The sequence below is a fragment of the Alistipes senegalensis JC50 genome (assembly GCF_025145645.1).
GTDB classification, from domain to species: domain Bacteria; phylum Bacteroidota; class Bacteroidia; order Bacteroidales; family Rikenellaceae; genus Alistipes; species Alistipes senegalensis.
This window is the reverse complement of sequence record NZ_CP102252.1, coordinates 3,624,069-3,649,890: the sequence shown is the minus strand read 5'-3', so window position 1 is coordinate 3,649,890 and position 25,822 is coordinate 3,624,069. Positions and strand designations below refer to the sequence as shown.

At 62.0% G+C, this 25,822-nt stretch carries 23 protein-coding genes and 1 tRNA gene; 12 read left to right on the top strand and 12 right to left on the bottom strand.

Translation table 11 applies throughout. The features are described from left to right. Positions 1–32: 32 nt before the first annotated feature. The 7 genes from NQ519_RS14525 to NQ519_RS14495 form a co-directional block, all read right to left on the bottom strand. Positions 33–911, bottom strand: coding sequence for a DMT family transporter (locus NQ519_RS14525; RefSeq protein WP_019150434.1), 879 nt, complete (start codon positions 909–911; stop codon positions 33–35). A gap of 246 nt (positions 912–1,157) precedes the next feature. Next, a complete protein-coding gene (locus tag NQ519_RS14520; protein WP_019150435.1) occupies positions 1,158–3,146 on the bottom strand; it encodes a TonB-dependent receptor in 1,989 nt (662 codons plus the stop codon). A gap of 205 nt (positions 3,147–3,351) precedes the next feature. Further along, a complete protein-coding gene (gene pelA, locus NQ519_RS14515; RefSeq protein WP_019150436.1) occupies positions 3,352–4,452 on the bottom strand; it encodes a pectate lyase in 1,101 nt (366 codons plus the stop codon). A gap of 20 nt (positions 4,453–4,472) precedes the next feature. After that, entirely contained in the window at positions 4,473–5,765 is a 1,293-nt protein-coding gene (locus NQ519_RS14510) for a cysteate synthase (RefSeq protein ID WP_026076456.1), read from the bottom strand. A 19-nt stretch (positions 5,766–5,784) separates the two neighbouring features. After that, positions 5,785–6,924, bottom strand: coding sequence for a carboxynorspermidine decarboxylase (gene nspC / locus NQ519_RS14505; RefSeq protein WP_019150438.1), 1,140 nt, complete (start codon positions 6,922–6,924; stop codon positions 5,785–5,787). 195 nt (positions 6,925–7,119) lie between these two features. Further along, entirely contained in the window at positions 7,120–7,518 is a 399-nt protein-coding gene (locus NQ519_RS14500; protein WP_019150439.1) for a hypothetical protein, read from the bottom strand. Positions 7,519–7,859: 341 nt separating this feature from the next. After that, positions 7,860–9,050, bottom strand: a complete 1,191-nt coding sequence (locus tag NQ519_RS14495) for a saccharopine dehydrogenase family protein (protein WP_019150440.1) — start codon at positions 9,048–9,050, stop codon at positions 7,860–7,862. A gap of 221 nt (positions 9,051–9,271) precedes the next feature. Between NQ519_RS14495 and NQ519_RS14490 the strand changes: the two genes are divergently transcribed. The 9 genes from NQ519_RS14490 (at position 9,272) to rfbB (ending at position 18,461) form a co-directional block, all read left to right on the top strand. Then, positions 9,272–9,344, top strand: a tRNA-Lys gene (locus NQ519_RS14490). An 89-nt stretch (positions 9,345–9,433) separates the two neighbouring features. Continuing rightward, positions 9,434–10,075, top strand: a complete 642-nt coding sequence (locus tag NQ519_RS14485) for a nitroreductase family protein (RefSeq protein ID WP_019150441.1) — start codon at positions 9,434–9,436, stop codon at positions 10,073–10,075. Then, positions 10,075–10,602, top strand: a complete 528-nt coding sequence (locus tag NQ519_RS14480) for a helix-turn-helix domain-containing protein (protein ID WP_019150442.1) — start codon at positions 10,075–10,077, stop codon at positions 10,600–10,602. Before NQ519_RS14485 ends, NQ519_RS14480 begins: the two co-directional genes overlap by 1 nt. 95 nt (positions 10,603–10,697) lie before the next feature. Then, on the top strand, positions 10,698–13,145 hold the full coding sequence (locus tag NQ519_RS14475; RefSeq protein ID WP_019150443.1) for a heavy metal translocating P-type ATPase: 2,448 nt from the start codon (positions 10,698–10,700) through the stop codon (positions 13,143–13,145). 200 nt (positions 13,146–13,345) lie between these two features. After that, positions 13,346–14,929, top strand: a complete 1,584-nt coding sequence (locus NQ519_RS14470) for an ABC-F family ATP-binding cassette domain-containing protein (RefSeq protein ID WP_019150444.1) — start codon at positions 13,346–13,348, stop codon at positions 14,927–14,929. A 178-nt stretch (positions 14,930–15,107) separates the two neighbouring features. Next, a complete protein-coding gene (gene rfbA / locus NQ519_RS14465; protein WP_026076457.1) occupies positions 15,108–15,989 on the top strand; it encodes a glucose-1-phosphate thymidylyltransferase RfbA in 882 nt (293 codons plus the stop codon). Continuing rightward, positions 15,986–16,549: a dTDP-4-dehydrorhamnose 3,5-epimerase gene (gene rfbC / locus NQ519_RS14460; protein WP_019150446.1), complete on the top strand. Its 564-nt coding sequence runs from the start codon at positions 15,986–15,988 to the stop codon at positions 16,547–16,549. Before rfbA ends, rfbC begins: the two co-directional genes overlap by 4 nt. Continuing rightward, on the top strand, positions 16,546–17,406 hold the full coding sequence (gene rfbD, locus NQ519_RS14455; RefSeq protein WP_019150447.1) for a dTDP-4-dehydrorhamnose reductase: 861 nt from the start codon (positions 16,546–16,548) through the stop codon (positions 17,404–17,406). The genes rfbC and rfbD overlap by 4 nt, the downstream gene beginning before the upstream one ends. Next, positions 17,403–18,461: a dTDP-glucose 4,6-dehydratase gene (gene rfbB / locus NQ519_RS14450; protein WP_019150448.1), complete on the top strand. Its 1,059-nt coding sequence runs from the start codon at positions 17,403–17,405 to the stop codon at positions 18,459–18,461. The genes rfbD and rfbB overlap by 4 nt, the downstream gene beginning before the upstream one ends. A gap of 11 nt (positions 18,462–18,472) precedes the next feature. Here rfbB and ybaK read toward each other — a convergent pair whose 3' ends face one another. After that, a complete protein-coding gene (gene ybaK, locus NQ519_RS14445) occupies positions 18,473–18,964 on the bottom strand; it encodes a Cys-tRNA(Pro) deacylase (protein WP_019150449.1) in 492 nt (163 codons plus the stop codon). Positions 18,965–19,046: 82 nt separating this feature from the next. Here ybaK and NQ519_RS14440 point away from each other — a divergent pair, with 82 nt between their 5' ends. From NQ519_RS14440 to NQ519_RS14430, 3 genes are all read left to right on the top strand, one after another. Then, the gene (locus NQ519_RS14440; protein WP_019150450.1) at positions 19,047–21,539 is read left to right on the top strand and encodes a DUF5686 and carboxypeptidase-like regulatory domain-containing protein; all 2,493 of its coding nucleotides are present in this window, start codon (positions 19,047–19,049) and stop codon (positions 21,537–21,539) included. Between the two features lie 62 nt (positions 21,540–21,601). Then, complete coding sequence (locus NQ519_RS14435; protein WP_026076458.1) at positions 21,602–22,261, top strand: HAD family hydrolase; 660 nt, start codon at positions 21,602–21,604, stop codon at positions 22,259–22,261. Between the two features lie 6 nt (positions 22,262–22,267). Further along, entirely contained in the window at positions 22,268–22,633 is a 366-nt protein-coding gene (locus NQ519_RS14430) for a DMT family protein (RefSeq protein WP_019150452.1), read from the top strand. On the opposite strand, the gene NQ519_RS14425 is transcribed toward NQ519_RS14430, so the two are convergent. The 4 genes from NQ519_RS14425 to NQ519_RS14410 are packed head-to-tail and all read right to left on the bottom strand — an operon-like array spanning position 22,592 to position 25,793. Then, on the bottom strand, positions 22,592–23,254 hold the full coding sequence (locus NQ519_RS14425) for a CatB-related O-acetyltransferase (protein WP_019150453.1): 663 nt from the start codon (positions 23,252–23,254) through the stop codon (positions 22,592–22,594). The genes NQ519_RS14430 and NQ519_RS14425 overlap by 42 nt on opposite strands. Next, the gene (locus tag NQ519_RS14420) at positions 23,244–24,437 is read right to left on the bottom strand and encodes an MFS transporter (protein ID WP_026076459.1); all 1,194 of its coding nucleotides are present in this window, start codon (positions 24,435–24,437) and stop codon (positions 23,244–23,246) included. Before NQ519_RS14420 ends, NQ519_RS14425 begins: the two co-directional genes overlap by 11 nt. Beyond that, positions 24,434–25,342 carry a transporter gene (locus tag NQ519_RS14415; RefSeq protein ID WP_019150455.1) on the bottom strand — a complete coding sequence of 303 codons (909 nt, stop codon included), beginning with the start codon at positions 25,340–25,342 and terminating at the stop codon, positions 24,434–24,436. The genes NQ519_RS14420 and NQ519_RS14415 overlap by 4 nt, the downstream gene beginning before the upstream one ends. A gap of 1 nt (position 25,343) precedes the next feature. Next, positions 25,344–25,793, bottom strand: a complete 450-nt coding sequence (locus NQ519_RS14410) for a GatB/YqeY domain-containing protein (RefSeq protein WP_019150456.1) — start codon at positions 25,791–25,793, stop codon at positions 25,344–25,346. Positions 25,794–25,822: the final 29 nt, after the last annotated feature.

Below are 25,822 nucleotides of genomic sequence, written 5' to 3'. Positions count from 1 at the left end.
AATCCCGGAGCTCGTCGCTCCGGGATTTTTCGTCAGGCCCGCCGGCTGTGCAGAACCACCGTCGTCACCGCCGCGACGATCAGCAGAATGCCTCCCGCCCCCTGCGCCGTGAAGGGCTCGCCGAAGACCCACACCCCGATCACCACGGCCGTCAGCGGCTCCATAGCGCCGAGAATCGAGGTCAGCGTCGGCCCGATGCACTTGATGGCCCGCACCAGCGCCATGTTCGACACGGCGGTCGCGGGCAGGGCGATGCCGAGGATATAGAGCCACGTATGCGGATCGGTTTCAAGACGGATGCCGCCCGTGAAACATCCGCCGACGATGAACATCAGCGCACCGAAAGCCATCACATAGCAGGTCAGCACCGTGGAGTCGATCTCCACGGCGCGGCTCTTACGCACGCCCACGATGTAGCCGCCGTAGGCCACGACCGACACCACCGACGACACGATGCCCAGCGTCGTGTTTCCGCGTGCGAATCCAGCGTTTCCCTGCGACAGCAGCACGGCCCCGACGATCGACAGGCCGACGGCGGCGAAGGTCCACACCGAGCCGCGCTCGCGGAAGAAGCACATCATGGCCAGCGCCACGACCAGCGGATACATGAAATGGATCGTCGAAGCCATCCCGCTGGCGATGTTCTGGTAGGCGATCACCAGGCTCAGCGACGTGGCGGCCCGGAAAAGGCTCAGCAGGAACACCGTGCCCAGCTGACGCCCGCCGAGCCGGAAACTGCACCCCGTCGCCACGCCGTAGGCTGCCAAGCAGAGCGACGCCACGCCCCAGCGGTAGGTCAGCACCTCAAACGACGAATACCCCGCGCCGATCAGCAGCAGGGTGAACAGCGGAGCCAGTCCGAAAGTCGATGACGAGAGGGCCGCCCAAAGAATACCTTCGACACGATTCATACGATTCCGTTTACGACCGCAAAAGTAAGCAATATATCCGCATTCCGTACCTCCCGGAGGCGTTTTTCCGCACGGCCGCCGAAGCTCCGGCCAAAACGGCGAGGTCTCCGTCACGACATCGTACCCTTCGCATGCCGGCTTCCCGGCAATCCGGCAAAAAACAGAAAGGGTTCGGCGCGATGCGCCGAACCCTCGGTTGCAGCCGGGAAGAGCCGCGTTTCACAAAAGTCCGCGGCCCGGAAAGAATCAGCGGCCGATGGTCAGCACCACCCCGCCCGTACACCAGAAACCCGGCAGACGAATGCCGCCGATGTCGCAGTAACGGGTGTCGGTGATGTTCGTGGCATCGACATAGAGCCGGCAGATACCCTTCTCCCACGACAGACGCCCGTCGAGCAGGAAATAGGGCTCGTAGCTGCGGACCTCGGTGACGGAGGCATCCCCCGCCACCGGATAGTGGGTGTAGCTGCCGTTGCGGTCGTAGACCGAGCCGGTCAGCGCCAGCGACATCCGCCGCAGGAAACGCACCTCGACGGCCAATGCCGCCTTGTGGCGCATGAAGTCCATAGCGCTCCGGGCGATGACATCCGCGTTGCGGTCGGTCGTGATGTAGCCGTAGGAGAGCGTCACGCGCCGCAGGAAGCCTTCCGCCGAGGCGTAGCCGCCCGCCAGCTCGGCCCCGAAAGTGTCGAGACGGCTCGACTGCTCGGAGTGCCATTTGTCGCCCATATCCTCGCGCCACACCCAGTCGATGATGTCGCGTCCGGCCCGGTAGTAAACCTGCGCCGAAATGTTCCAGCAATGCTTGAGATAATCGGCGCCGATACGGTATGTCACAGCGTGTTCCGGCACGAGATCAAGATTGTTGATCTGGGCCGGCGACGTGTAGTAGAGGTCCGTGAAGGTCGGCAGGCGCATCGACTGCCACACCCCTGCGCCGACGCGCAGCTCCTCGACGGGCGTCCACCCGGCCGAAAGGCTCCACAACGCCGATGTGCCGTAGGGTGTGAGGCTGACGCCCGCCGAAGCGGCCGCATCGAAATGCCGCCACTCCTTCGCGTGCCGCAGCCAGATGTTGCCCGTATGGCGCGCCTTGGCGTGGGTGTAGTGCCCTTCGGGAACCGCGAGTTTCTCGCCCAGATTCGTGCTGTAAATATGGTTGAAGGCCCAGTCGGCGCCCAGCGAGGTCTTACCCGCCGCCCAATCGCAGTCGGCCCACGCTTTCGCACCCGCATTGTCCGTGTTGTGACGGTTCATCGCCGTTCCGCGCGTCCAGTCGTAGCGGTCGAAATTCTTGCGGTAGCTCACGGCGGCTCCCAGCGAGAAGCGGCCCGCGGTCTTCAGCCACCGCAACGACGCCAGCGCCGTTGCGGTGTGCTCCCATTGGTCGGGATTGTAAGCCGCATAAAAGCCGTTGGAGCCGAAATCGCGGTCCTGCCACCCGGCTTGCAGGTCGAAGAACCCGGCCGGCCCGCCGTCGCAGGTCGCACGCACGAAAGCGTTGTAATTCGAGAAATCGGTGTTGTGCCGGTAGCCGTCGCTGCGGCGGTAAGAGGCCGCCCCGAGCACCGAAAAACGGCCCGAGGTCACCGCTCCCGAGAGGTTGGCATAGGCATAGCCGTACTGGCCGCCCGAACCCTCGAAGCGCAGGTAGGTGGGCCGCAGCGGCGCGGTGCGGATGTTCACCGCCCCGGCATAGGCGCCGACGCCCGGCACACCGTCGAGCAGTTCGACGGACGAAATGCAGTCGAGATCGACGGGCAGCGCGTGGGACTGGTGTCCGGTGCGTGCATCGGTGAAGTCGATGCCGTTGAGAAGGACCATGGTCTGGTCGAAAGAGCCTCCCCGGATGAAGATGTCGGCCTGTGCTCCCTTGCCTCCGCGCTCGCGGACATCGACCGAAGGAGCGAGGCGCAGGGCGGCTTCCAGAGTCTGGACAGGCGCCGGGGCCTGAGCTTTCCGGTCGAAAAGCGGGGTGTGCGACTGGGCGCTGCGCACGGGAGCCGTCTGGCTCCCCGTGATGCCGACCTCCCGTATCCTCCACGTTTTGAGGACAGCGGCCGTATCGGCATTCTGCGCGGACGCACCCTGCGTCGCAAGCAACAGGATCGACATCCCGACGGAGAGAACCCCGATCGCCCAGCAGCGGCGCAGACTCGCAAAGACCGACCAGCCCTTGCGGTTCCAACGCCGCCAGTGAGTAGCGGGGCATTGTTTTGCCTGGATGTTTTCCATGTGTTTGAAATTTGGGTTAATAAAAAACAGCGGTTCGAGCCGGTCCGGCTGCACCCCTCGGCTCAAGCCGCCGCAAAGATACGGATAAGCGAGCGCAAAAGCAAGCTCGCTCGCATTTTGCCGGGCAGGAAGATCCAAGGCATAGCCACACAGACGAAAAACGGGTCCTTGGGACCCGTTTTGAGAAGTTGCGCCCGAAGCGCGGCTATTTTCCGAGTTTCCGATGCCACTCGGGATATTTTTTCAGCACCTTGCCGCCCCACGTTCCGTACCACGAATAGCCCACGCGCCGCTCGGCGGGGACTTCGCGCAGATCGTAGACCTTCACCCCCTCGCGCGTGGCAAAGAAAGGCCGGTTATCGGACAACTCGCTGTAACGCGGCCAAATCGGGGCGGCATCGGGATCATCGACCAAAATCCGGTCCTTTTTGATCTTCCGATCCTCTTCCAACCCTTCGGGCACCGAAACGGTCTCGACCTTTTTGCCCGTGATCTTCGTGCGGTCGAACCATGCGGCGGCGGCCTCGACGGCCTCGACGACCTCGGGCGACGGCTTTTTGATGCGCATCAGCAGCATCACGATGTCGGCGCTCTCGGAAGCCGACAGCCCCGGGAGTTCATAAGCCCGGGCCTTGACGGGTTGCAGGGTTTCGTGGTCGTACTGCTGAGCCCAGACGGTCTTCACGCCCGCCTGCACCCATTGAGTTCTGAGGATCAGGTCGATGCCCCGGTCCCACGAAGCCTGTATCCGGGCTTTCAGACCGTCGTCCACCCACGCATAGAGGGGTTTTCCAGCGAGCACCTCCTGCCAGGTCGAAAGCACGCCGCAGATGATGCCGTCGTTGAAGGTCACTGCGTCGGCGTCCCATCCCCGCCAGCCGCCGTTGGAGTATTGCGTCGCAAGCATGTACTCCATGCCCCGGCGGGCGGATCGGCAGTAAACGCTGTCGCCCGTCAGCAGAAAAACGTTCGAAAGATACTCGACCTGCGTGTAGACATTGGCATTGTCGAGCGTCGAAAGCCGGTGGCGCGGCTTGAGGGAGGCTTTCACCGAATCAGGATCGAGTTTCGCCATCATGTCGAGGTTCTTGGGCCAGCCGCCGTCGGCGTTCTGGTAAGCCACGATATTGTCGGCGATCCCGCGGAACTGGTCGGGCGTGTAGCGTTCGTAAGTCTGCTTGCCGTGCTCCTTGTTCCAATGGTTCACGGCATCGGCGAAACGCTTGGACGACACCTCCGGCTGCGTCTGGGCAGCGGCCGAAACAGCCGCCGCTGCGAAAGCCAAAACGATGACAATCTTTTTCATAACCCGGTTGATCTGAAGCGTCAGTTGAACAATGCCTCGACCGTCTCCACCACATTCGCAGGGTCGGGGTCGAGCGGGAAGACGTGGCTCGGCTTGAGGTACCAGAGCTCCTTGCCCTCCTTGAAGTGCTCCTCGCCGCCGCCCGTGATGTTGAGCATGACGGTGGCGTCCTTCTCGATCTTTCCGGCAGCGACAGCGTTGATGAGCGACGCCGTAGCGACTCCGGCCGCCGAATAGATGTCCACGCCTTCGAGGTCGTGGAAGAGCTTGCGGGCCTTGCGGGCCATAGCGTTCGTGGCTACGAAGAACTCGCCGCCGGTGGCTTTCAGCGCGTCGTAGAGTCCGCCGGCGATGGCGTAGGGCGGACGGCGGTTCGACAGCACCTTAGCGTCGATGATCTCCGCATCGCGGCGCGCCTTGTCGGCGTCGTACGGCAGCATCTTGCGCGAATCGGCCCGCCAAGCGTCGTACATCGGGACGAACGGCGCGTTCTGCGACACCATGATCTTCATGGTGTTCGTGCCGAAGCGGCCGTCCTCGATCAGGCGCATGTTGGCCTCCCAGGCGGCGATGGCTCCCGTACCGCTGCCCACGGCCTGAAAATAATAGTCGGGAATGCGGCCGATGGTCGTCACGGCCGAGAGGACCGTGCAAGCCATGCCGTCGCGGCGCGCGATGTTCTTGGCCCCGCCCTCGGCATAGAAGCCCGGGCCTTTCAACGCCAGGTCGCTCAGGTAGATGGCGTCGAAATAATCGCCCCCCTTGTCGCACGAAATGAGTTTCACGCAGGGGTTCAGCGGTTCGTCGAACCACAGTGCGTCGATATTGTCGTAGGGAACCGACAACAGCAACTTGATGTTGTTGTCGGAGCAGACCTTGGCGAAGGCGCGGGCCGTGTTTCCGGCCGAGGCCACGACCAGCACGCGCTGTTCGTCGGCAGCGGCGCGGCCGCAGACCGAATAGGCTTCGGTCTCCTTGAAAGAACACGTAGTCATCGTGGCTCCGATGGCCGGATAGTAGCCGTTAAAGGTGATCCAGAGGTTTTCCAACCCGAGGTGCTTGGCCAGCCCCTTGCTCTTGTAGGTCACGGGAGCCGACGAGCCCTTGAGGATGCGCCGCACGGGCAGCCAGTCGCAGAAGCGGTAGAGCCCCCACTCGGCGGGCTTCACGTCGAGCTGTTTGCGGGCGTATTTGGCGCGGACGAGCGACGGTTCCTTGTACTGCGGATCGGCGAGCATCCAGCCGGTGTCCTCGAATTCGCGCCCCGTGGCGACGCACTCCAAGGTGTAGGAAGTAGGTGTAAAATCTTTCATTTATCGTTGTTTGTATTGTTTACGACATGCGGTTTCTGAAATCTTCGTAGCCGAACTCGCGGATGACATCGACACGTCCGTCACGGCGTGCAATGACGATCGCGGGGTGCTGGACGCCGTTGAACATCGTGGTCTTGACCATCGTGTAGTGGATCATGTCCTCGAAGACGATGCGCTCCCCCACCTTCAGATCGTGGTCGAAAGCCCAGTCGCCGTAAAAATCGCCCGCGAGGCAGCTCGTGCCGCCCATACGCCAGCGCTTCTCCCCCTCGGCGGGCTCGTGCGCCCCGACGATGGCCGGTTTGTAAGGCATTTCGAGGCAGTCGGGCATGTGGCAGGCGAACGACACGTCGAGCATGGCCGTATGCACCCCGCCGTTCTCGACCACATCCTCGACGGTCGAAACCAGATAGCCCGTGCGCCACGTGAAGGCGCTGCCGGGTTCGAGAATCAGCCGCAGGTGCGGATGCCGGGACCTGAAATCTTTCAGAACGGCGATCAGTTCGTCGCAGTCGTACCACGAGGCGGTCATCAGATGGCCGCCGCCCATATTGAGCCACTTTATCCGATCGAGGTACGCCCCGAAATGCGTCTCGACGGCTTCCAGCGCTTTCCGCAGGTGTTCCGGGCGCGATTCGCAGAGGACGTGGAAATGCAGCCCCTCGATGCCCGCCGGAAGTCCGCCGTGCGCCGCCAGCTGTTCGGCCGTGACGCCCAGCCGCGAGCCGGGAACGCAGGGGTTGTAGAGGTCCGTTTCGACGGGCGAATACTGCGGATTGATCCGCAGGCCGCACGAAAGGCCGCTGATAAGGGCCCGCTGTCCGAAGCGTTCGAACTGGGAGACGGAGTTGAAGGTGATATGGTCGCTGCAACGCAGTATCTCGTCGATATTGCGGTCCGTATAGGTCGGGGCGTAGGTGTGGGCGGGCTTTCCGAACTCCTCGAAAACAAGGCGCGCCTCGGCGGCGGAACTCGCAGTCGCACCGTCAGAGTGCCGCGCCAGTTCGGGAAAGACGCTCCACATGGCGCAAGCCTTCAGGGCCACGATAATTTCGGCACCCGATTCCCGGCGCACGCGGTCGATCGTCCCGAGGTTCGCATCGAGCAGTTTCTCGTCGAGGACGTAGCACGGCGACGGCAGTTTCAGAAAGTCAATCATCGAATCGTTTTTAGTTGGATTTCATCCTTCGTTTTCTCCACTCGGCACAATCCGGGCAAGCCCGGTTCCGCCCTCGTTCAGCGAAAACGTCCAAAACAGTTGCAAAAATAGCAAAATCATCGGCACGGAGCGACGCCCGTCCGATGATTTCACGCAAAAATAGGTATTTATACCTACTCGCCCGGATAACACGAGCTATTTCGGCTCCCTGTCAGAGGATCTAAGTGTCAAACAGAGAATAAAAAACACGACACTCAACAAAACGTAAACGAACGCTCCGGCATAATTTACGCCGCTTACGAAATCGAGCTGGAACAACGCAGCAACCGGAGAAACGAGCGCCAGCACGCTCAGCCATTTGGCGGCCCGAATCCATCGGAACAGCAATGCCGCAAAAATCAGAAAATAGGACAGCAGCGAAGTCAGCAAAGCAACCATCACTACGGCATCGCCTTTGGCATTGCTGATTTCAATGTAGCGACCGAAACCATATGCCCCACCGTTCCCAACGACACCTTCGACGTAGGCCAACGGTATGAAAAAATAGACGAATCCCAGGAGGATGCAAAAGACAAGCAAAATGTACCTTTTCATAATAAACGATTGATTGGTTCAATAAAAAAAACGTGGACATATCATTATATCCACTCGCGAGGTATTGGACGACCCAGATAGCAGGATATAAGACAATGCCCACGCTGAAAAACAGCGCGAGCATCAACCTTTGTTCCTTACTATCCTGAAAGTGTCCAATTTTCGCGAGTAAGAAAAAAGCCGATGCGCTTTTATATGTTCGACGCCTATGTCCGGGCGTCCCGATCGAAATTCATTTGGGTTATACCATAGGCTGAAATAAGTTGGTTTCCAAGGCAAATATAATGAAAATTGCGGACACGTAAAACGCATCCGCAATTTTTTATTCGAGAACCGGGAAATCAGACCTCCAGGTTCACGTCGAACAACTCGTGCCACGGAAGCCCCTGCTCGCCCAGCTCGGCGAGGAACGGATCGGGATCGAACTCCTCGACGTTGAACACCCCGGCGCCGCGCCACAGCCCCTTGGCCCACATCGAAGCGCCCAGCGCCGCCGGAACGCCCGTCGTGAACGACACGGCCTGCGTCCCGGTCTGACGGAAAGCCTCCTCGTGGTCGCAGTTGTTATAAATATAGTACGTGCGCTCCTTGCCGTCCTTGACGCCTTTGATGCGGCAGCCGATCGAGGTCTGCCCGTGATAGTTGGCGCCCAGCGACTTGGGATCGGGAAGCACCGCCTTGAGGAACTGGATGGGGACGATCTCCACGCCGTTGTAGATGATCGGGTCGATGCGCGCCATGCCGATATTCTGAATCACGCGCAGGTGCGTCAGATACTCCTGTCCGAAAGTCATCCAGAAGCGCGCCCGCTTGATCGTGGGATAGTTCTTGACGAGCGACTCCAGCTCCTCGTGATAGATCACGTACGACTCGCGCTCGCCGATGCCCGGGTAGCTGAGCGGCTTGTGGATCTCGTGCGGCTCGGTCACGACCCACTCTCCGTTCTCGTAGTAACGGCCCTTCTGGGTCACCTCGCGGATGTTGATCTCGGGGTTGAAGTTCGTGGCGAAGGCCATGCCGTGATTGCCGGCGTTGCAATCGACGATGTCGAGATAGTGGATTTCGTCGAAATGGTGCTTGGCGGCATAGGCCGTGAAGATGGCCGTAACGCCCGGGTCGAAACCGCAGCCGAGGATCGCCGTGAGACCCGCGGCCTTGAAGCGGTCCTGATAGGCCCACTGCCACGAGTATTCGAAATGCGCCTCGTCCTTGGGCTCGTAATTGGCCGTATCGAGGTAGTTGCAGCCGCATTCGAGGCAGGCGTCCATGATCGTCAGGTCCTGATACGGCAGCGCCACGTTGACCACGATGTCGGGTTTGAACGCGCGGAAAAGTTCGCAGAGCTGCGGCACGTTGTCGGCATCGACCTCGGCGGTCTTCACGCGATTGCCGCCGATGGCGGCCGCCACGGCATCGCATTTGGATTTGGTGCGGCTGGCCAGCATCACATCCGTAAACACGGGATTGGCAGCGATCTTCTGGGTCACCACGGTGCCGACGCCTCCCGCACCGATAATCAGCGCTTTACACATAGAATTATTGGAATTTTAGAGTTAATTTCGCGTTAACGCCTACAAAAATATCTTTTTATTTCGGCAAATCAAAATCGGCGCAGCAATTTTCACGGTCCCGGCGGACCGAAACACGAAAAAGCAGGTTTTGCGCAAATTTTGCAGGTCAGGTGTTGCAAATTAAAAATAAATCCGTACATTTGCACCACCAAAACGGAAGCGATTCCTATTTGGCACACGGAGAATCCGTAGCTCAGCAGGTAGAGCACAACACTTTTAATGTTGGGGTCCTGGGTTCGAGCCCCAGCGGGTTCACGGAAAAAAGCGGCTGTCGCACGACAGCCGCTTTTTTTGTCTTTATACCCGGTTTGTACTATCTTTGCTTCGACTAACGGAAACGAATCATGGCAGACAACTATCTGGAACGGAAAATGGAGGAGTACCGGGCCCGGACGGCGGCCGCACAAGGCAGCCGCAGGCCCCTGGCGACGCTCAGCCGACTGCTGCTGAAAAACCGCAGCCACCGCGGTTACGACGCGAACTTCATCGTCCGCGAAGACCAGCTCCGGCGCATCATCGCCGTAAACGCCAAAATCCCCTCGGCACGCAACCAGCAGGTGCTGAGGTTCCGCCCCGTGCTGTCCGGCGAAGCGCAGAAGGTGCTGGCGCACATCCGTCTCGGAGGGGCCCTGCCCCACCTGCATCTCCCCCTGCCGGGCACCGAGCCCAACGCCTTCATCATCGTCTGTTCGACCGCAGCGGAGGACCGCTACGTGGACATCGACCTCGGCATCTCGGCTCAAAGCATGTTGCTGCAAGCCGCGGAAATCGGGCTGAACGGCATCTGCATCGGGGCTTTCGACAAGGAGCGCATCCGGCAGGAGTTCGGGCTGGAGTGGGAGCCGCTGCTGATCCTCGCCATCGGCCGGGGCATCGAGAAGATCGAACTGGTGCCGATCGGTGCGGACGGCGACCGCGCCTACTACCGCGAGGGCGGCACGCACTACGTTCCCAAAGTCCGTCCGGAGGATCTGACGATCGAGTGATGGAGACGAACGAACCCATATATATCCGCAACATGGTGTGCGACCGCTGCCGGATGGTCGTGCGGGAGCTGTTCGCGGAACTCGGCATCGAAACCCGCTCCGTCGAGCTGGGCGTGGTGCGCACGGCGGCTCCGGTGGCGGAAGAGTTGCGGAAACGGCTGGGCGAACGGCTGCGGGAGCTGGGATTCGAACTCCTCGACGAACCCCGGCAGCGGATCGTCGAGCAAGTGAAGACCGAGATCATCCGGCTGGTGCACCGCGACAACGGGGCCCTGCGAGTCAATCTCTCCAACCGGCTGTCCGAAATCACCCGACACGAATACAGCCAGATCAGCAAACTTTTTTCCGAGACGACCGGAACGACCGTCGAAAAATACTTCATCGCCCAGAAGATCGAGCGGGTGAAAGAGCTGCTGGCCTACGGCGAGCTGTCGCTCGGCGAAATCGCCGACCTGATGAACTATTCGAGCGCCGCCCACCTCAGCGAGCAGTCCGAAGGCGACCGGAAACCCCTCGACAAGGTGTAGCGGTCGGAATCTTGTAAATCTATTCCATAATTCTGTAACGGCTCCGCGGCCCCGTGGCGTTACCTTTGCAACGAAGCACGAACAAGGTAACGGAGATGGAAAACCACAGCGAAAAACAGACCTTCCCGGTCACCGACATGAGTTGTGCGGCGTGCGCGGCGAAGGTGGACAAAGTTCTGAACAGCGTTCCGGGCGTGAGCCGGGCCGCGGTGAATTTCGCGGCGGCGACCGCCCTGGTGGAGTACGACCCCGCGCAATGCTCCCCCGCCGCCCTGCGGGAGGCCGTGCGGCAGGCGGGTTACGATCTGATCGTCGGAGCCGGGGATGCCGCCCGGGAGGCCGAAAAGGCCGCGGGCGAACGCTATCGTTCGCTGAAACGCCGCACGGTGTGGGCCATAGCCCTGTCGGTGCCGGTGGTCGTCGTGGGGATGTTCTGGATGGGAATGCCCTATGCCGAGGAGTTCATGTGGCTGCTGTCAACGCCGGTGGTATTCGTGCTGGGACGCGATTTCTTCGTCAACGCCTGGCGGCAGCTCCGCCGCGGTTCGGCCAACATGGACACGCTGGTGGCCGGAAGCACCGGAGTCGCCTATCTTTTCAGCGTGGCGAACATGCTCTTTCCCGGATTCTGGGAGGCCCGGGGCATCCATCCCCACGTCTATTTCGAGGCGGCGAGCGTCATCATCGCCTTCATCCTGCTGGGACGCCTGCTCGAAGCCCGCGCCCGCGACCACACCTCGGAGGCCATCCGCAAGCTGATGGGACTTCAGCCCACGACGGTGGTCCGCATCGCGCCGAACGGAGGGCAGCACGAGGTCGCGATCGCCGAAATCCGGCCCGGCGACCTGCTGCTGGCACGTCCCGGCGAACGGATCGCCGTGGACGGAACCGTCGCCGAGGGCAGTTCCTATGTCGATGAAAGCATGCTCACCGGAGAGCCCGTGCCGGCAGCCAAAGGCCCCGGGGACGCGGTGTTCGCCGGAACCGTCAACCAACGGGGAAGTTTCCGCTTCACGGCTGCGAAGATCGGGAGCGAAACCCTGCTGGCGCAGATCATCCGACTGGTGCAGGAGGCGCAGGGCAGCAAAGCCCCGGTGCAGAAGCTCGTGGACCGCATCGCGGGCATCTTCGTGCCCGTGATCATCGGCATCGCCCTCGTCTCGTTCGCGGCGTGGGTGCTGCTGGACCCGGAGAACGGATTTTCGCACGGACTGCTGGCGCTGGTCACGGTGCTCATCATCGCCTGCCCCTGCGCCCTGGGGCTGGCGACGCCCACGGCCATCATGGCCGGAATCGGCAAAGGGGCCGAGAACGGCATTCTGATAAAGGACGCCGAGAGCCTCGAAACGGCCGTCCGGGTCGATGTCGTGGTGCTGGACAAGACCGGAACGCTGACCGAAGGGCGTCCCGAGGTGACGGACCTCGTGTGGGCCGAGGGCGGCGACACGCACCGGGAGACTCTCTGCGCCCTCGAAAAACTTTCGGAACATCCGCTGGCCGGAGCCGTCGCCGCGCATCTCGAAGGGTGCGCCCCGGTGACAGTCGAGGAGTTCGAGAGCATTACCGGACGGGGCGTGAGCGGCACCGTCGGCGGACGTACCTACTACGCCGGAAACAAAACCCTGCTCGACGAACACGGCATCGCCGTCGGCGAAGAGCTCCGCACGGCGGCGGAGCGGATAGCCGGGGAGGCCAAAACCGTCGTCTGGTTCGCCAACGCGCAGCGGGCGCTGGCCGTGGCGGGGATCACCGACCGTCTGAAAGAGGGGTCGGCGGAGGCTGTCCGGGAGCTGCGCGAACAGGGCATCGCGGTCTGGATGCTCACCGGCGACGGTGAGGCGGCCGCCCGCGAGGTGGCCCGCAAGGCAGGCATCGACAACTACCGCACGGGAGTGCTCCCCCACCAAAAGGAGGCATTCATCCGCGCGCTTCAGGAAGAGGGGCACACGGTGGCCATGGCGGGCGACGGCATCAACGACAGCGCGGCGCTGGCCCGGGCCGACCTCGGAATCGCCATGGGGCGCGGCAGCGATATTGCGATGGAGGCAGCCCCGGTGACGATCATCTCGTCGGACCTCACGAAGATCGCCGAAGCCATCCGCCTTTCGCGCCTCACGGTGCGCACCATCCGTCAGAACCTCTTTTGGGCGTTCGTCTACAACCTGATCGGCGTGCCCGTGGCCGCCGGGGCGCTCTATCCGCTGCTGGGGGTTCAGCTCGACCCCATGATCGCGGGGGCCGCGATGGCGATGAGCAGCGTCAGCGTGGTGGGCAACAGCCTGCGTCTGAAACGTGCGAAACTGCACAAGGAAAAAACCGATAAAAAACAACCTGCTATGAAAAAGTATCGAGTGGAAGGCATGATGTGCAACCATTGCCGCATGCACGTGGAAAAAGCGCTCAACGCCCTGGAAGGCGTATCGGCATCGGTCACGCTCGACCCGCCGGCGGCCGAGGTCCGGTTCACGGGCCGCACGTACTCCGACGAAGAGTTGCAACGGACCGTCGCCGAAGCCGGGGACTACCGGCTGAAAGCCCTGTAAGGCGCTCCCGGGACAAAAGACGGCGCAAAGGTGCGGAATTTCCGAAATTATCCGTATCTTTGCGCCGCCACCAATTAATCACTGCGATGAGAATACGACAATAAACGGATCGGGGTCAGTCGGACCGACGCCGTATCCGCCCGGAACGAAACATCGGTTTAACCGGTCTTCACGCAAGACCCCCATTTTATTGTGTATTCATGCATATCGTCGTCTGCGATCTCTCCTATCGCTATACCAACCGGCAGTCGCTGTTCGAAGCGATCCGATTTTCCGTGCCGCCGGGCGGAAAGGCAGCCATCGTCGGCAACAACGGAACAGGAAAATCCACGCTTCTGAAACTGCTGGCCGGCGAACTCACGCCCGTGTCGGGCAGCGTCGCCTGCGCCGCACGTCCCTGTTATGTCCCCCAACAGCCCGACCTGGCGGGCCTGAGCGTCGCCGAGGCGCTGGGCGCTGCCGAAAAGATCGCGGCCCTGCGAGCCATTTGCGCCGGAAGCACCGATCCGGTCCATTACGACACGCTGGGCGACGACTGGGAGATCGAAGCGAAATGCCGTGCGGCGCTCGACGGCTGGGGGCTCCACCGCGTAGGGCCGGACACCCCGGCCGACACCCTGAGCGGCGGGGAGAGGACCAAACTCCTGCTGGCGGGAGCGTCGCTCCGCAAACCCGAAATACTCCTGCTGGACGAACCGACCAACCACCTCGACGAGGAGGGGCGGCGGCAGCTCTGCGCCTTCGTCCGCGACACGCGGGCCACCGTGGTGGTCGTGAGCCACGACATCACGCTTTTGAACCTGCTGGAAACGACCTACGAGCTCTCGCCGCTGGGGCTGAAACGCTACGGCGGAAACTACGATTTCTACCGGGAGCAGAAACGAATCGAACGGCAGGCCCTCGAACAGCGTATCGACGCCGCGCAGAGCGCCCTGAAACAAGCCCGCAGAAGGGCGCAGGAGATCCGCGAGCGGCAGGAAAAACGTGCGGCGCAGGGCGAAAGGAAAAAGGACCAGGCTCCGCGCATCCTGCGCAAAGGATTGAAGGACAGCGGCGAACGGACGGCCTCGCGCCTCCGGAACCAGCACGCCGAGATCATCGGCCGCGACAGCGAGAAGATCGCCGGACTGCGCGCCCGGCAGCAGCGCGAATGCCTGCTGCGGATTGATTTCGACGATGCGCAGCTCCACGACGGCAAGCTGCTGGCGGAGTTCCGGGGCGTCGATTTCGCCTACCCCGGAGGCAGGCCGCTCTGGCCCGAACCCCTCGACGCGGCGATTCGCAGCGGGGAGCGCATCCGCCTGCGGGGCGGCAACGGAGCGGGCAAGACCACCTTCGTCAAGCTGCTGACCGGGGAATTGCAGCCCACGGCGGGCGAAATCCGCCGGAGCGAATTTTCGTACGTCTGCCTCGATCAGGAATACAGCCGTCTCGACACCCCGGCGACGGTGCTGGAAACCGCGCAGGCGTACAACCGCAGCCACCTCGAAGACCACGAACTGAAAATGCGGCTCCACCGGGCGCTGTTCCCCGCCGAAACGTGGGACAAGGCGTGCGACACGCTCAGCGGCGGCGAACGGATGCGGCTGAACCTCTGCTGCCTGATGATCGGAAACCACGTGCCGGACCTCTTCATCCTCGACGAACCGACAAACAACCTCGATCTGCAAAGCCTCGGCATCCTGACCGACACGATCCGCAGCTACCGGGGCACGCTGCTGCTGGTCACCCACGACAGCCGCTTCGCCGAGGAGGTCGGCATCACGAAGACCATCAAGCTGTGAGCGAAGCGGCGTTTTCAACGGCAGGTTCAAAGCCGCATATCCGTCCGCACCCTCTCCTGCACAACGGAATCAATTAAAAAAGTCGGCCCCTGAATACCGGAAATTCGCAAAAAAGCCGTACCTTCGACTGAAATTCCCCCTGTGCGCGAACCGCGGGGAGTGATCAACACGCAACGATATGAAAGGCATTGTCTTGGCGGGAGGCTCGGGAACGCGCCTCTATCCGATAACCAAGGGTGTCAGCAAACAGCTGCTCCCGATCTACGATAAACCGATGGTTTATTACCCGCTGTCGGCGCTGATGCTCGCCGGCATCCGCGACATACTCGTCATCTCGACACCGGCCGACCTGCCGGCCTTCCGCCGCCTGCTGGGCGACGGCTCGGACTACGGCGTGCGCCTCTCCTATGCCGAACAGCCCTCGCCCGACGGACTGGCGCAGGCATTCCTGATCGGCGAGGAGTTCATCGGCGACGATTCGGTATGTCTGGTGCTGGGCGACAACATCTTCCACGGGGCGGGCTTCACGGGGATGCTCCGCGAAGCGGTCCGCAGCGCCGAGGAGCAGAACCGGGCGACCATCTTCGGCTACCGCGTCGAGGACCCCGAGCGTTACGGCGTGGCGGAGTTCGACGCGGCGGGCAACTGCCTCTCGATCGAGGAGAAACCCGCGCATCCGAAATCCGACTATGCCGTCGTGGGGCTCTACTTCTACCCCAACAAGGTGGTCCGGGTGGCCAAGTCGATCAGGCCCTCGGCACGCGGCGAACTGGAGATCACCTCGGTGAACCAGGCGTTCCTTGCCGCTGGGGAGCTGAAGGTGCAGCCCCTCCAGCGGGGTTTCGCATGGCTCGACACGGGCACGCACGATTCGCTGGCCGAGGCTTCGATCTTCGTGGAGGTGATCGAAAAGCGGCAGGGGCTCAAAATCGCCTGTCTCGAAGGCATCGCCTACCGCAACGGCTGGATCACGGCCGGGAAGGTCCGCGAGCTGGCTGCGCCGATGCTCAAAAACCAGTACGGGCAATACCTGCTCAAACTTATCGACGAACACCGATGAAAATATACCGAACCGACATCGAAGGGGTGCTGATCCTCGAACCCGAGGTGTTCGGCGACGCCCGGGGCTATTTCTTCGAGAGCTTCTCCCGGCGGCGTTTCGAGGAGGCCGCAGGCGCGGTGGACTTCGTGCAGGACAACGAGTCGAAATCGTGTTACGGCGTCATCCGGGGGCTTCATTTCCAGCGCGGAGAAGCCGCGCAGGCCAAATTGGTGCGTGTGGTCTCGGGCACGGTGCTCGACGTGGCGGTGGACATCCGCCGCGGGTCGCCCACCTTCGGACACCACGTCGCGGCGGAGCTCTCGGGCGAAAACCGCCGCCAGCTCTTCATCCCCCGCGGATTCGCACACGGATTCGCCGTGCTGAGCGGCGAGGCCGTGTTCCAGTACAAATGCGACAATTACTACGACCCTGCGAGCGAGGGCGGCATCGCGTGGGACGACCCTGCGCTGGGCATCGACTGGCGGCTTCCGGCCGACGCCGTCGTCCTCTCGGAGAAGGACCGCCGCCGTCAGACGCTGGCCGAGGCCGAAGAACTGTTTGAATACCGAAAACCATGAACATATTAGTAACGGGCGCCAACGGACAACTGGGCAGCGAAATGCAGCGTCTGGGCGCCGTATCGCCCAACAATTACATCTTCACCGACGCATCGGAGCTCGACGTTACCGACGCCGGGGCCGTTCGCCGGGCCGCGGAGCAGACCCGCGCCGAAGCGATCGTCAACTGCGCGGCCTACACCGATGTGGAGCGCGCCGAGGAGAACGAGGCAGCGGCAGATCTCCTGAACCGCCTTGCCCCTGCGAACCTCGCGGCGGCGGCAGCGGCCACGGGAGCCACGCTGATCCACATTTCGACCGACTACGTATTCGACGGGAGGGCCCACACACCCTACACCGAGCAGGCTCCGACGGCGCCGCTGAGCGTCTACGGCCGCACGAAACTCGCCGGGGAACAGGCCGTCGAGGCGTCGGGATGCAGCTATCTGATTCTGCGCACGGCGTGGCTCTACTCGGCATTCGGGAATAATTTTCTGAAAACGATGCTGCGGCTGACGGCCGAACGGGAGTCGCTGAAGGTGGTCTTCGACCAGATCGGAACCCCGACCTACGCCGGAGACCTCGCGCTGGGAATCTTCTCGGTGATCGAGGGCGGACAGCTGCGCGGTCACGAAGGACTATACCACTTCTCGGACGAGGGCGTCTGCTCCTGGTACGACTTCGCCGTGGAGATCGCCGCGGCGGCCGGGCACGACAAATGCCGTATCGAGCCGTGCCGCACGGCGGAGTACCCCACCAAGGCCCCCCGCCCGGCCTACTCGGTCCTCGACAAGGGCAAATTCAAAACGACGTTCGGCATCGAAATCCCCCACTGGCGGGAGTCGCTGCTATATTGTCTGAAAACGATGCAACCATGAAACGCACCATCCTCATAACCGGCGGCGCCGGATTCATCGGCTCGCACGTCGTGCGGCTGTTCGTCACGAAATATCCCGACTACCGGATCGTCAATCTCGACCTGCTGACCTATGCGGGCAACCTCGCCAACCTCCGCGACATCGAGGACGCCCCCAACTATACCTTCGTCCGGGGCAACGTCTGCGACTACGACGCCGTGCGCGCGCTGTTCGCGGAACACGCCATCGACGGCGTGATCCACCTCGCGGCCGAGAGCCACGTGGACCGTTCGATCCGCGATCCGTTCACTTTCGCACGGACCAACGTCCTGGGAACGCTCACGCTTCTGCAAGCCGCCAGGGAAGCCTGGAACGGCGCATGGGAGGGCAAGCGCTTCTACCACATCTCGACCGACGAGGTGTACGGGGCCCTGCCGCTGGGTGGCGGACTCTTCACCGAGGAGACGCGCTACGACCCCCACAGCCCCTATTCGGCGTCGAAAGCCTCGTCGGACCATTTCGTCAGGGCGTTCCACGACACCTACGGGCTGCCGACAGTAGTCACCAACTGCTCGAACAACTACGGGCCCTGCCAGTTCCCCGAAAAGCTCATCCCGCTGTGCATCAACAACATCCGCCACAACAGACCGCTGCCGGTCTACGGCCGGGGCGAAAATGTCCGCGACTGGCTCTACGTCGAGGACCACGCCCGGGCCATCGACACGATCTTCCACCGGGGCCGCGACGGCGAAACCTACAACATCGGGGGATTCAACGAGTGGCGCAACATCGACCTGATACGGGTTGTCATCCGGGTCACCGACCGCCTGCTGGGGCGTCCCGAGGGGGCTTCGGAGAAGCTGATCACCTACGTCGCCGACCGCGCGGGGCACGATCTGCGCTACGCCATCGACTCGCGCAAACTCAACGAGGAATTAGGCTGGGAACCCTCGCTGCAATTCGAGGAGGGGATCGAAAAGACCGTCCGCTGGTATCTCGACAACCAGCCGTGGATGGACAATATCACCTCCGGGGAATACGAACGCTATTACGAGGAAATGTACCAGGGACGATAAGAGCCGATGTCTTAGGCCGGCCGGCTGATTTCGGCAAACGTCGCCCGCACGTAGGCCGCCAGGTCGGCGGGAGCGAGTTTGAGCTGCAAGCCGCGGACCCCGGCGCTGATATAAATAAAGGGGTGTTCGGAAGCCGATGCGTGGATGTAGGTCGGAAAGGCTTTCTTCATGCCGATCGGCGAACAGCCCCCGCGGATATACCCCGTCACTGGCAGCAGCTCCTTCATCGGAATCAGATCGACCTTCTTGTTGCCCGAGACCTTCGCCGCGGCTTTCAGATCGACCTCGTGGTCGCCCGGCACGACGCAGACGAAATAACCCGTGCGGTCGCCTTTCAGCACGAGGGTCTTGAAGACGCAGGCGATATCCTCGCCCAGCTGTTCGGCGACGTGCGTGGCGGCGAGATGCTCCTCGTCCACCCGGTAAGGTATCAGTTCGTAGGCGATCTTCGCGCGGTCGAGCAGCCGCGCGGCATTTGTCTTCTCGATTCTCCCGTGTGCCATATTGTTCCTTTTATCGGCTAATCTGCCGCAAAGGTAATTCAAATTGCCCGAATGTGTACATTTTTGCTACATTTGCCGCGGTATGACGCAAAGGACGATCAACATGTTTCTGCTCGGAATCCTCTGGGCGGCAGGAGCTTCGGCACAGACCACACGTGTCCGCGGACGGGTGACCGACGCCGCCGACGGAAAGCCCCTGCAATTCGTCAGCGTCGTATTCCCCGGCACCACGACGGGCATCACCACCGACGAGCAGGGCATCTACGCCCTCGAAACCCGCGACACGGTGAGCCGCGTGCAAGCCTCGATGGTCGGCTACGCCACGCAAACCCTCCCGGTGACGCCCGGGACGTTCAACCACGTGGATTTCGCCCTCGAAGCCGTGGAGTTCGGCATCGGGCAGGTGGTCATCACCCCCGGCGAGAACCCCGCGCACCCGATCCTCGACGGCGTGATCCGCAACAAGCCGCAGAACGACCCCGACCGCTACGACACGTACAGCTGCCGCACCTATACCAAGATGGAACTCGACCTGACCAACATCAGGCCGCAGTTCCGGAACAAGCGCCTGCAACGCAACTTCGGGTTCGTGTTCGACTATGTGGACACCTCGGCGCTCACGGGGCAGGCTTACCTTCCGGCGATGATCTCCGAATCGACGGCCGAGCTCCACCGCAGCAGCCGTCCGGAGTTCAAGCGCGAGGTGATCCTCGCCAGCCGCGTTTCGGGCGTCGAGGACAGTTTCGCCGTGGCGCAGTTCACGGGCGGGATGCACGGCGACGTGAATTTCTACGACAACTTCATCGACATCTTCAACGAGCGTTTCGCCAGTCCTCTGGCCGACGGGGGCCGCTCGTTCTACAACTATTTCCTCGTGGACAGCGTGATGCACGAGGGCCGCAAGACCTACAAAATCCGCTTCCATCCCAAGCGTCACACGATCCCGGTGCTCGACGGCGAGGTCAATATCGACTCGGCAACCTACGCCCTGCAATCGGCATCGGCACGCATGCCCAAAGGGGTCAACGTCAACTGGATCAGGCACCTGATGCTCGAAAACGAGAACCGGCGGACCGACGGCGGCCGCTGGTTCCGCAGCCGCGACCGCGTGTCGGCGGAGTTCTCTGTCTCGACGGCCGACTCGTCGAAGCTCACGTCGTTCATCGGCACGCGCGAGGTGGCGTACAGCGACGTGCGGATCGGCGAACCGATTCCCGACGAAATCCTGCGCATGGACAACAACGTCGTAGTCTGCGACGACCGGCCCGGGCAGCACGACGAAGCCTACTGGGAGCGCATACGCCCCTACGCGCTGAGCGAAAAGGAGAAGGGCATCTATTCGATGGTCGATTCGGTGCAGAACGTGCCCCTCTATCGCAACATCTACACCTTCGTCAACACCGTCATCGTCGGCTACTGGAACACGAAATACATCGGCATAGGCCCCTACTACAAACTCGCCAGCTTCAACAAACTCGAAGGCTTCCGCATGCAGCTGGGAGGGCGCACGACCACCAACGTCAGCCGCACGGTGCGCGTCGGGGGCTACGTGGCCTACGGCACGCGCGACGAAGACGTGAAGGGCGGCGGAAGCGTCGAACTGGCCTTCAACCGACGGCTGACGCGCAAGCTGACCCTCTCGGCCCGGCACGACGTGATGCAGCTGGGCGCCGGACAGAACGCCCTGACCGAAAGCAACATACTCTCGTCGATCCTCTCGCGCGGCGACCAGCGGCTCTCGATGGTCAACCGCGGCGAAGCGGTCTACGAGCACGAATGGCGCCACGGCGTGAGTGCGTTCGCGGGGGCGCGCATGCAGCGCATCTTCGCCAACCGTTATGTCCCGATGCTGAGGCCCGACGGCACGCCGGTCAACTCCGTATCGGATGTCGCGGCGAGCATCGGACTGCGCCTTTCGAAGAACGAGACGGTCTACCGCATGCCTTTCGACAAGCAGTACCTGGGATCGACCTACCCAGTCCTCACGCTCGGATTCACGGCCGGGATACGCGACGCCCTCTCCGGCAGTCCCGAATACTACCGTCTCGACGCCGGCATCCGCTACCGCCCCGAACTGCCGCCCGTGGGCTATTCGGACATCACAGTGCAGGGCGGCCGCATCTTCGGCAAGGTTCCCTACCTGCTGCTCAAACTCCACGAGGGCAACGGCACCTATTTCTACGATCCCTACGCCTTTTCGTGCATGAATTTTTACGAATTCGCCTCCGATACCTGGGTGTCGTGGTTCTGGGAGCACCACTTCAACGGCATCCTGCTGGGGCGCCTGCCGCTCATCAAAAAGCTCAAATGGCGCGAGGTGCTGGTCTGCAAAGGAGTCTGGGGCACGCTGTCGAGAGAAAACAACGGCTCGCTGGCCGGAACCGAAGCCGACCTGCTGTTCCCCGTGGGCATGACCTCGGTGTCGGACCCCTATGTGGAGATGGGATTCGGCGTGGAGAACATCTTCAGGCTTTTCCGCGTGGACTGCATCTGGAGGCTCACCCACCGCGACCCCACGCCCGGGCAGGAGACGCAGAATTTCGCCGTCAACCTCAGCCTGCGGCTCAAATTCTGACCTACGCCCGCGGAGGTGTCGGGGATTTTGACTACCTTTGCGCTGTCAAAATGAAAACGACGATGAAAAAAGCAGCCTTGTTCGACATGGACGGTACCCTGGTGGACAACTCCCCGGTGCATGTCCGTGCCTTTGAGATATTCTGCGCCCGTTACGGCGTGACCGACTGGAAAGAGAAACTCGCCGACAGCTTCGGCATGGGCAACGACGACATCATGCGCGCCGTCATGCCCGAAGAGATCATCCGCGAAAAGGGCCTCGCGGCGCTGGCCGACGAGAAGGAGGCCATCTACCGCGAAATCTACGCCCCCGACATCCACCCCGTGGAAGGGCTCGTCGAACTGCTCGAACGGCTCCGCGCCGCGGGCGTCCGCTGCGCCGTGGGTTCGTCGGGATGCAAGGCCAACGTCGATTTCGTGCTCGAAAAGTGCGCCATAGGCCCTTACTTCGACGCGAAGATCTCGGGCGACATGGTCACGCGCTGCAAACCCGATCCGGAAATCTACCTCACGGCTGCCGCCGCGCTGGGCGTCGCACCCGCCGACTGCGTGATCTTCGAGGATGCCAAAGCGGGGCTGGAAGCCGCCCGCCGGGCCGGAGCGGGCCGCATCGTGGCCCTCACGACCACCCTGCCGCGTACGGTGCTGGAGCGCGAAACCCCGGCCGACATGATCGTCAACAATTTCGCCGAGCTGACCGACCTCGGCGCCCTGCTGGCTTAGTGCGTCATGTTCAAGGGAATCGCCACCATTCTGCTGCTCGTCGTCTCCAACGCTTTCATGACGCTGGCGTGGTACGGGCATATCGCCTTCAAATCCAGACTCGAACGCTTCGGGCTTCTCGCCATCGTCCTGCTGAGCTGGGGCATCGCGCTGTTCGAATACTGTTTCCAGGTCCCGGCCAACCGCATCGGAAGCGCCGAATTCGGGGGCCCGTTCTCGATTTGGGAGCTGAAAGTCATTCAGGAGGTCGTGTCGCTCTCGGTGTTCACCGTCTTCGCGCTGGTTTTCATGAAATCCGACACTCTGCGCTGGAACCACCTCGCAGGATTCCTATGCCTGATCCTGGCTGTCTACTTCATTTTCCGCAAATAGCGCCAGCTCTTCGGCCTTCCCGCCGCGGATCAGCGGCAGGGCCCGGCGAATCCTCTCCGCGGGCCACTCCCACCATTTTATCGTAAGCAGGCGTTCCACCGTCGCCTGATCGAAGCGGTATTTGATGACCTTGGCCGGAACGCCGCCGACGATGGCATAGGGCGGCACGTCGCGCGTCACGACGGCCCGAGAGGCGACGATCGCCCCGTCACCGATCGTGACGCCCGCCATCACAACCGCTTCGTAACCGATCCACACGTCATTGCCGACAACGATGTCGCCCCGGTTGTCCCACGCCGAGGCCACCTCCGATTTGTCGATGCCCCACTCCTCGCCCCAGAAGATCGGGAACGGATAGGTGGACAGCGATCCGAGCGTGTGGTTGGCGCTGTTGAACAGGAACCGCGCGCCGCAGGCCAGCGAGCAGAATTTCCCGATGACCAGCCGGTCGCCGTTCACCGGATAGTGGTACAACACGTTGTTGCGTTCGAAACCGACGGGATCAGCCGCGAAATCGTTGTAGATCGTCCACTCCCCCACCTCGATATTCGGGTCGCTGACGACCTCTTTCAGATAGACCGTCTGCCGGTCCCCCTCGCGGGGATATATCTTATTTTTCATCTCTTTTCAATTCGATGTTCGGCAAAAAACCCGTGATGACACCCAGCAGGGGCAGCAGAGTGCTGACCCGGAAGATGAATTCGATGCTCGTCCGGTCGGCCAGCCACCCGAAGAAGGCCGAGCCGAGGCCGCCCAGTCCGAACATCAGCCCGAAGAAGACCCCGGCGATCATGCCGACCTTGCCGGGCATCAGGTCGGTGGCATAGACCAGAATGGCCGAGAAAGCCGACGAGATGACCAGTCCGATGACGACGGCCAGCACGATGGTCCCGGTCAGACCCGCATAGGGAAGCATCAGCGTAAAGGGAGCCGCGCCGAGGATCGAGCCCCAGATCACGTATTTGCGCCCGACGCGGTCGCCGACCGGACCGCCGATGAAAGTCCCCGCCGCCGAAGCCGCGAGGAACGCGAAAAGCGCGTACTGAGCCCCCTGCACCGACATCGAGAACTTCTCCATCAGGAAGAACGTGAAGTAGTTGGTCATCGAAGCGATATAAAAATACTTCGAAAAGACCAGCACGCCCAAGATGAGGAGCGCATTCCGGATTTTCCGTTTCGAAAGGCCGGGGCCCGCGGCATCCACGGCAGCGGCCGGCCTGCGGGCCGACAGGGCCAACTGGCGTTTGTACCAGTTTCCGATCTTCACGAGGATGAAGATAGCCAACAGCGCAGCCAGCGCGAACCACCCGATCGAAGCCTGCCCGAACGGAATCACGATCAGCGCGGCCAGCAGGGGTCCCAAGGCGCTTCCGGCATTGCCGCCGACCTGGAAAATCGACTGCGCCAGTCCTTTGCGGCCTCCCGAGGCGAGCTGGGCCACGCGCGAGGATTCGGGGTGGAAGACCGACGAACCGCAGCCGATCAGTCCGACCGACACCAGAATAAGCGAGAATCCGAGCGCGGCGGCGAGCGCGAGCAGCCCGCACAGCGTGAAACACATCCCCACGGCCAGCGAATAGGGCCGCGGATGGAGGTCGGCCAACCGCCCGGCAACAGGTTGCAGGAGCGACGAGGTGAGCTGAAAGACCAGCGTGATGAGGCCGATCTGCGCGAACGTGAAGCCGAATTTCTCTTTGAGCAACGGATAGACCGCCGGAATGACGGACTGCATCATATCGTTGAGCAGATGGGTGGCGCAGACCATCAGCAGGATCGGATAGACCGTCCTGCCCGCCCGATTCATTTCCCGCGGTCCTTTCTCCATATCTGATACGAGTTCACGAAGTTCTGCCAGACGATATACGCCGTGGGGGCGATCGACGAAATGGGATTCAGGAACGACTGCGCCATCCACACCGCCAGCACCGTATTTTTCTGCCCGAGCGACTGTCCGCCCGCGGCGGGATCGCCGTAACGGCGGCCCAGCATGCGCCCCACCTTGAACTGCACGAGGCAGATCACCAACGCGGCGAAAGCGAGCCACAACTCCGTAGAGAGCGACGCATCGTGCAGGTCGATGATGAAAGCCGTCGTGCGGCCGATGATCACCAACAGCGACGCCAGCCACATGTAAAACGAAATCTGACTGTGGTCCCCGACCCACTGCGCCGCCTTCGGAAAGACGAAACGGCAGAACTGCGCCGCGGCGAAAGGCATCACCAACAGCGGCGCGATGCGGGCCAGAATCTGCGTGAAAGTACACGTCCCGGTCCCCGTAAAGGTGAGGATCACCGGAGCCAGCAGAGCGACCGCCATGTTGCACAGCAGACTGTACGTGGCCATCGTGGCGACGTTGGCCCCCAGCATGCCGCCGATGACCACCGCGGCCATCGCCACGGGAGCCAGCACGCAGATCATCGTCCCCTGCGCCACGATGTCGTTCAGAGGCCGCAGCGCGAGGTAGACCCCGATGCAGACCACCGTCTGAAACAAAAGCAGCCAGACGTGCAGCATCGAGGGTTTCATCTGCCTGGGTTTCACGCGGCAAAAGGTGACGAAGAGCATCAGAAAGATCAGCGTCGGGGTGATCATCTGATGCGTCCACGCTTCGAGCGCCGAAATCGGACGGCACAGCAACGCCCCGACCACCATAGCCGTCGGCATGGCGACGGTCTTCACGTTGCGGTGCAGGTGTTCCAGCAAGCGCATCTTACGACAGCAGCTCCTTCACCTTGGCCGAAATATCCTTGCCGTCGGCGCGGCCTGCGAGCCTTTTGGACGCAACGCCCATCACCTTGCCCATCTCCTTCATCGACGTGGCGCCGACTTCGGCGATCAGGGCCTTCACTTCGGCGGTCAGCTCCTCCGGCGTCAGCTGCTTGGGCAGAAACTCCTGATATACGGCCACCTGAGCCAACTCCTCCGATGCCAGGTCCGCACGGTTCTGCTCGGTGAAGATCGCCGCCGAATCGGTGCCCTGCTTGGCGAGCTTCGAGATGATTTTCAGCACGTCGGCATCGGGCAGTTCGGCGATCTCCGGACCTGCGGTCTTGGCTTCGATGATGTACTTCTTGGCATTGCGCAGTGCGCTCAGACGCACCGTATCCTTGGCCTTCATGGCCTCCATGATCCCTTTCGAGATTTGTTGTTCCAGCGACATAGTATTTTGATTTTAAGTTTACTGTACCG

Excerpts from the sequence above, each read along its gene's own strand:
- NQ519_RS14525 (WP_019150434.1), bottom strand. The coding sequence starts at position 911 with ATGAATCGTGTCGAAGGTATTCTTTGGGCGGCCCTCTCGTCATCGACT.
- NQ519_RS14520 (WP_019150435.1), bottom strand. The coding sequence starts at position 3,146 with ATGGAAAACATCCAGGCAAAACAATGCCCCGCTACTCACTGGCGGCGT.
- pelA (WP_019150436.1), bottom strand. The coding sequence starts at position 4,452 with ATGAAAAAGATTGTCATCGTTTTGGCTTTCGCAGCGGCGGCTGTTTCG.
- NQ519_RS14510 (WP_026076456.1), bottom strand. The coding sequence starts at position 5,765 with ATGAAAGATTTTACACCTACTTCCTACACCTTGGAGTGCGTCGCCACG.
- nspC (WP_019150438.1), bottom strand. The coding sequence starts at position 6,924 with ATGATTGACTTTCTGAAACTGCCGTCGCCGTGCTACGTCCTCGACGAG.
- NQ519_RS14500 (WP_019150439.1), bottom strand. The coding sequence starts at position 7,518 with ATGAAAAGGTACATTTTGCTTGTCTTTTGCATCCTCCTGGGATTCGTC.
- NQ519_RS14495 (WP_019150440.1), bottom strand. The coding sequence starts at position 9,050 with ATGTGTAAAGCGCTGATTATCGGTGCGGGAGGCGTCGGCACCGTGGTG.
- NQ519_RS14485 (WP_019150441.1), top strand. The coding sequence starts at position 9,434 with ATGGCAGACAACTATCTGGAACGGAAAATGGAGGAGTACCGGGCCCGG.
- NQ519_RS14480 (WP_019150442.1), top strand. The coding sequence starts at position 10,075 with ATGGAGACGAACGAACCCATATATATCCGCAACATGGTGTGCGACCGC.
- NQ519_RS14475 (WP_019150443.1), top strand. The coding sequence starts at position 10,698 with ATGGAAAACCACAGCGAAAAACAGACCTTCCCGGTCACCGACATGAGT.
- NQ519_RS14470 (WP_019150444.1), top strand. The coding sequence starts at position 13,346 with ATGCATATCGTCGTCTGCGATCTCTCCTATCGCTATACCAACCGGCAG.
- rfbA (WP_026076457.1), top strand. The coding sequence starts at position 15,108 with ATGAAAGGCATTGTCTTGGCGGGAGGCTCGGGAACGCGCCTCTATCCG.
- rfbC (WP_019150446.1), top strand. The coding sequence starts at position 15,986 with ATGAAAATATACCGAACCGACATCGAAGGGGTGCTGATCCTCGAACCC.
- rfbD (WP_019150447.1), top strand. The coding sequence starts at position 16,546 with ATGAACATATTAGTAACGGGCGCCAACGGACAACTGGGCAGCGAAATG.
- rfbB (WP_019150448.1), top strand. The coding sequence starts at position 17,403 with ATGAAACGCACCATCCTCATAACCGGCGGCGCCGGATTCATCGGCTCG.
- ybaK (WP_019150449.1), bottom strand. The coding sequence starts at position 18,964 with ATGGCACACGGGAGAATCGAGAAGACAAATGCCGCGCGGCTGCTCGAC.
- NQ519_RS14440 (WP_019150450.1), top strand. The coding sequence starts at position 19,047 with ATGACGCAAAGGACGATCAACATGTTTCTGCTCGGAATCCTCTGGGCG.
- NQ519_RS14435 (WP_026076458.1), top strand. The coding sequence starts at position 21,602 with ATGAAAAAAGCAGCCTTGTTCGACATGGACGGTACCCTGGTGGACAAC.
- NQ519_RS14430 (WP_019150452.1), top strand. The coding sequence starts at position 22,268 with ATGTTCAAGGGAATCGCCACCATTCTGCTGCTCGTCGTCTCCAACGCT.
- NQ519_RS14425 (WP_019150453.1), bottom strand. The coding sequence starts at position 23,254 with ATGAAAAATAAGATATATCCCCGCGAGGGGGACCGGCAGACGGTCTAT.
- NQ519_RS14420 (WP_026076459.1), bottom strand. The coding sequence starts at position 24,437 with ATGAATCGGGCGGGCAGGACGGTCTATCCGATCCTGCTGATGGTCTGC.
- NQ519_RS14415 (WP_019150455.1), bottom strand. The coding sequence starts at position 25,342 with ATGCGCTTGCTGGAACACCTGCACCGCAACGTGAAGACCGTCGCCATG.
- NQ519_RS14410 (WP_019150456.1), bottom strand. The coding sequence starts at position 25,793 with ATGTCGCTGGAACAACAAATCTCGAAAGGGATCATGGAGGCCATGAAG.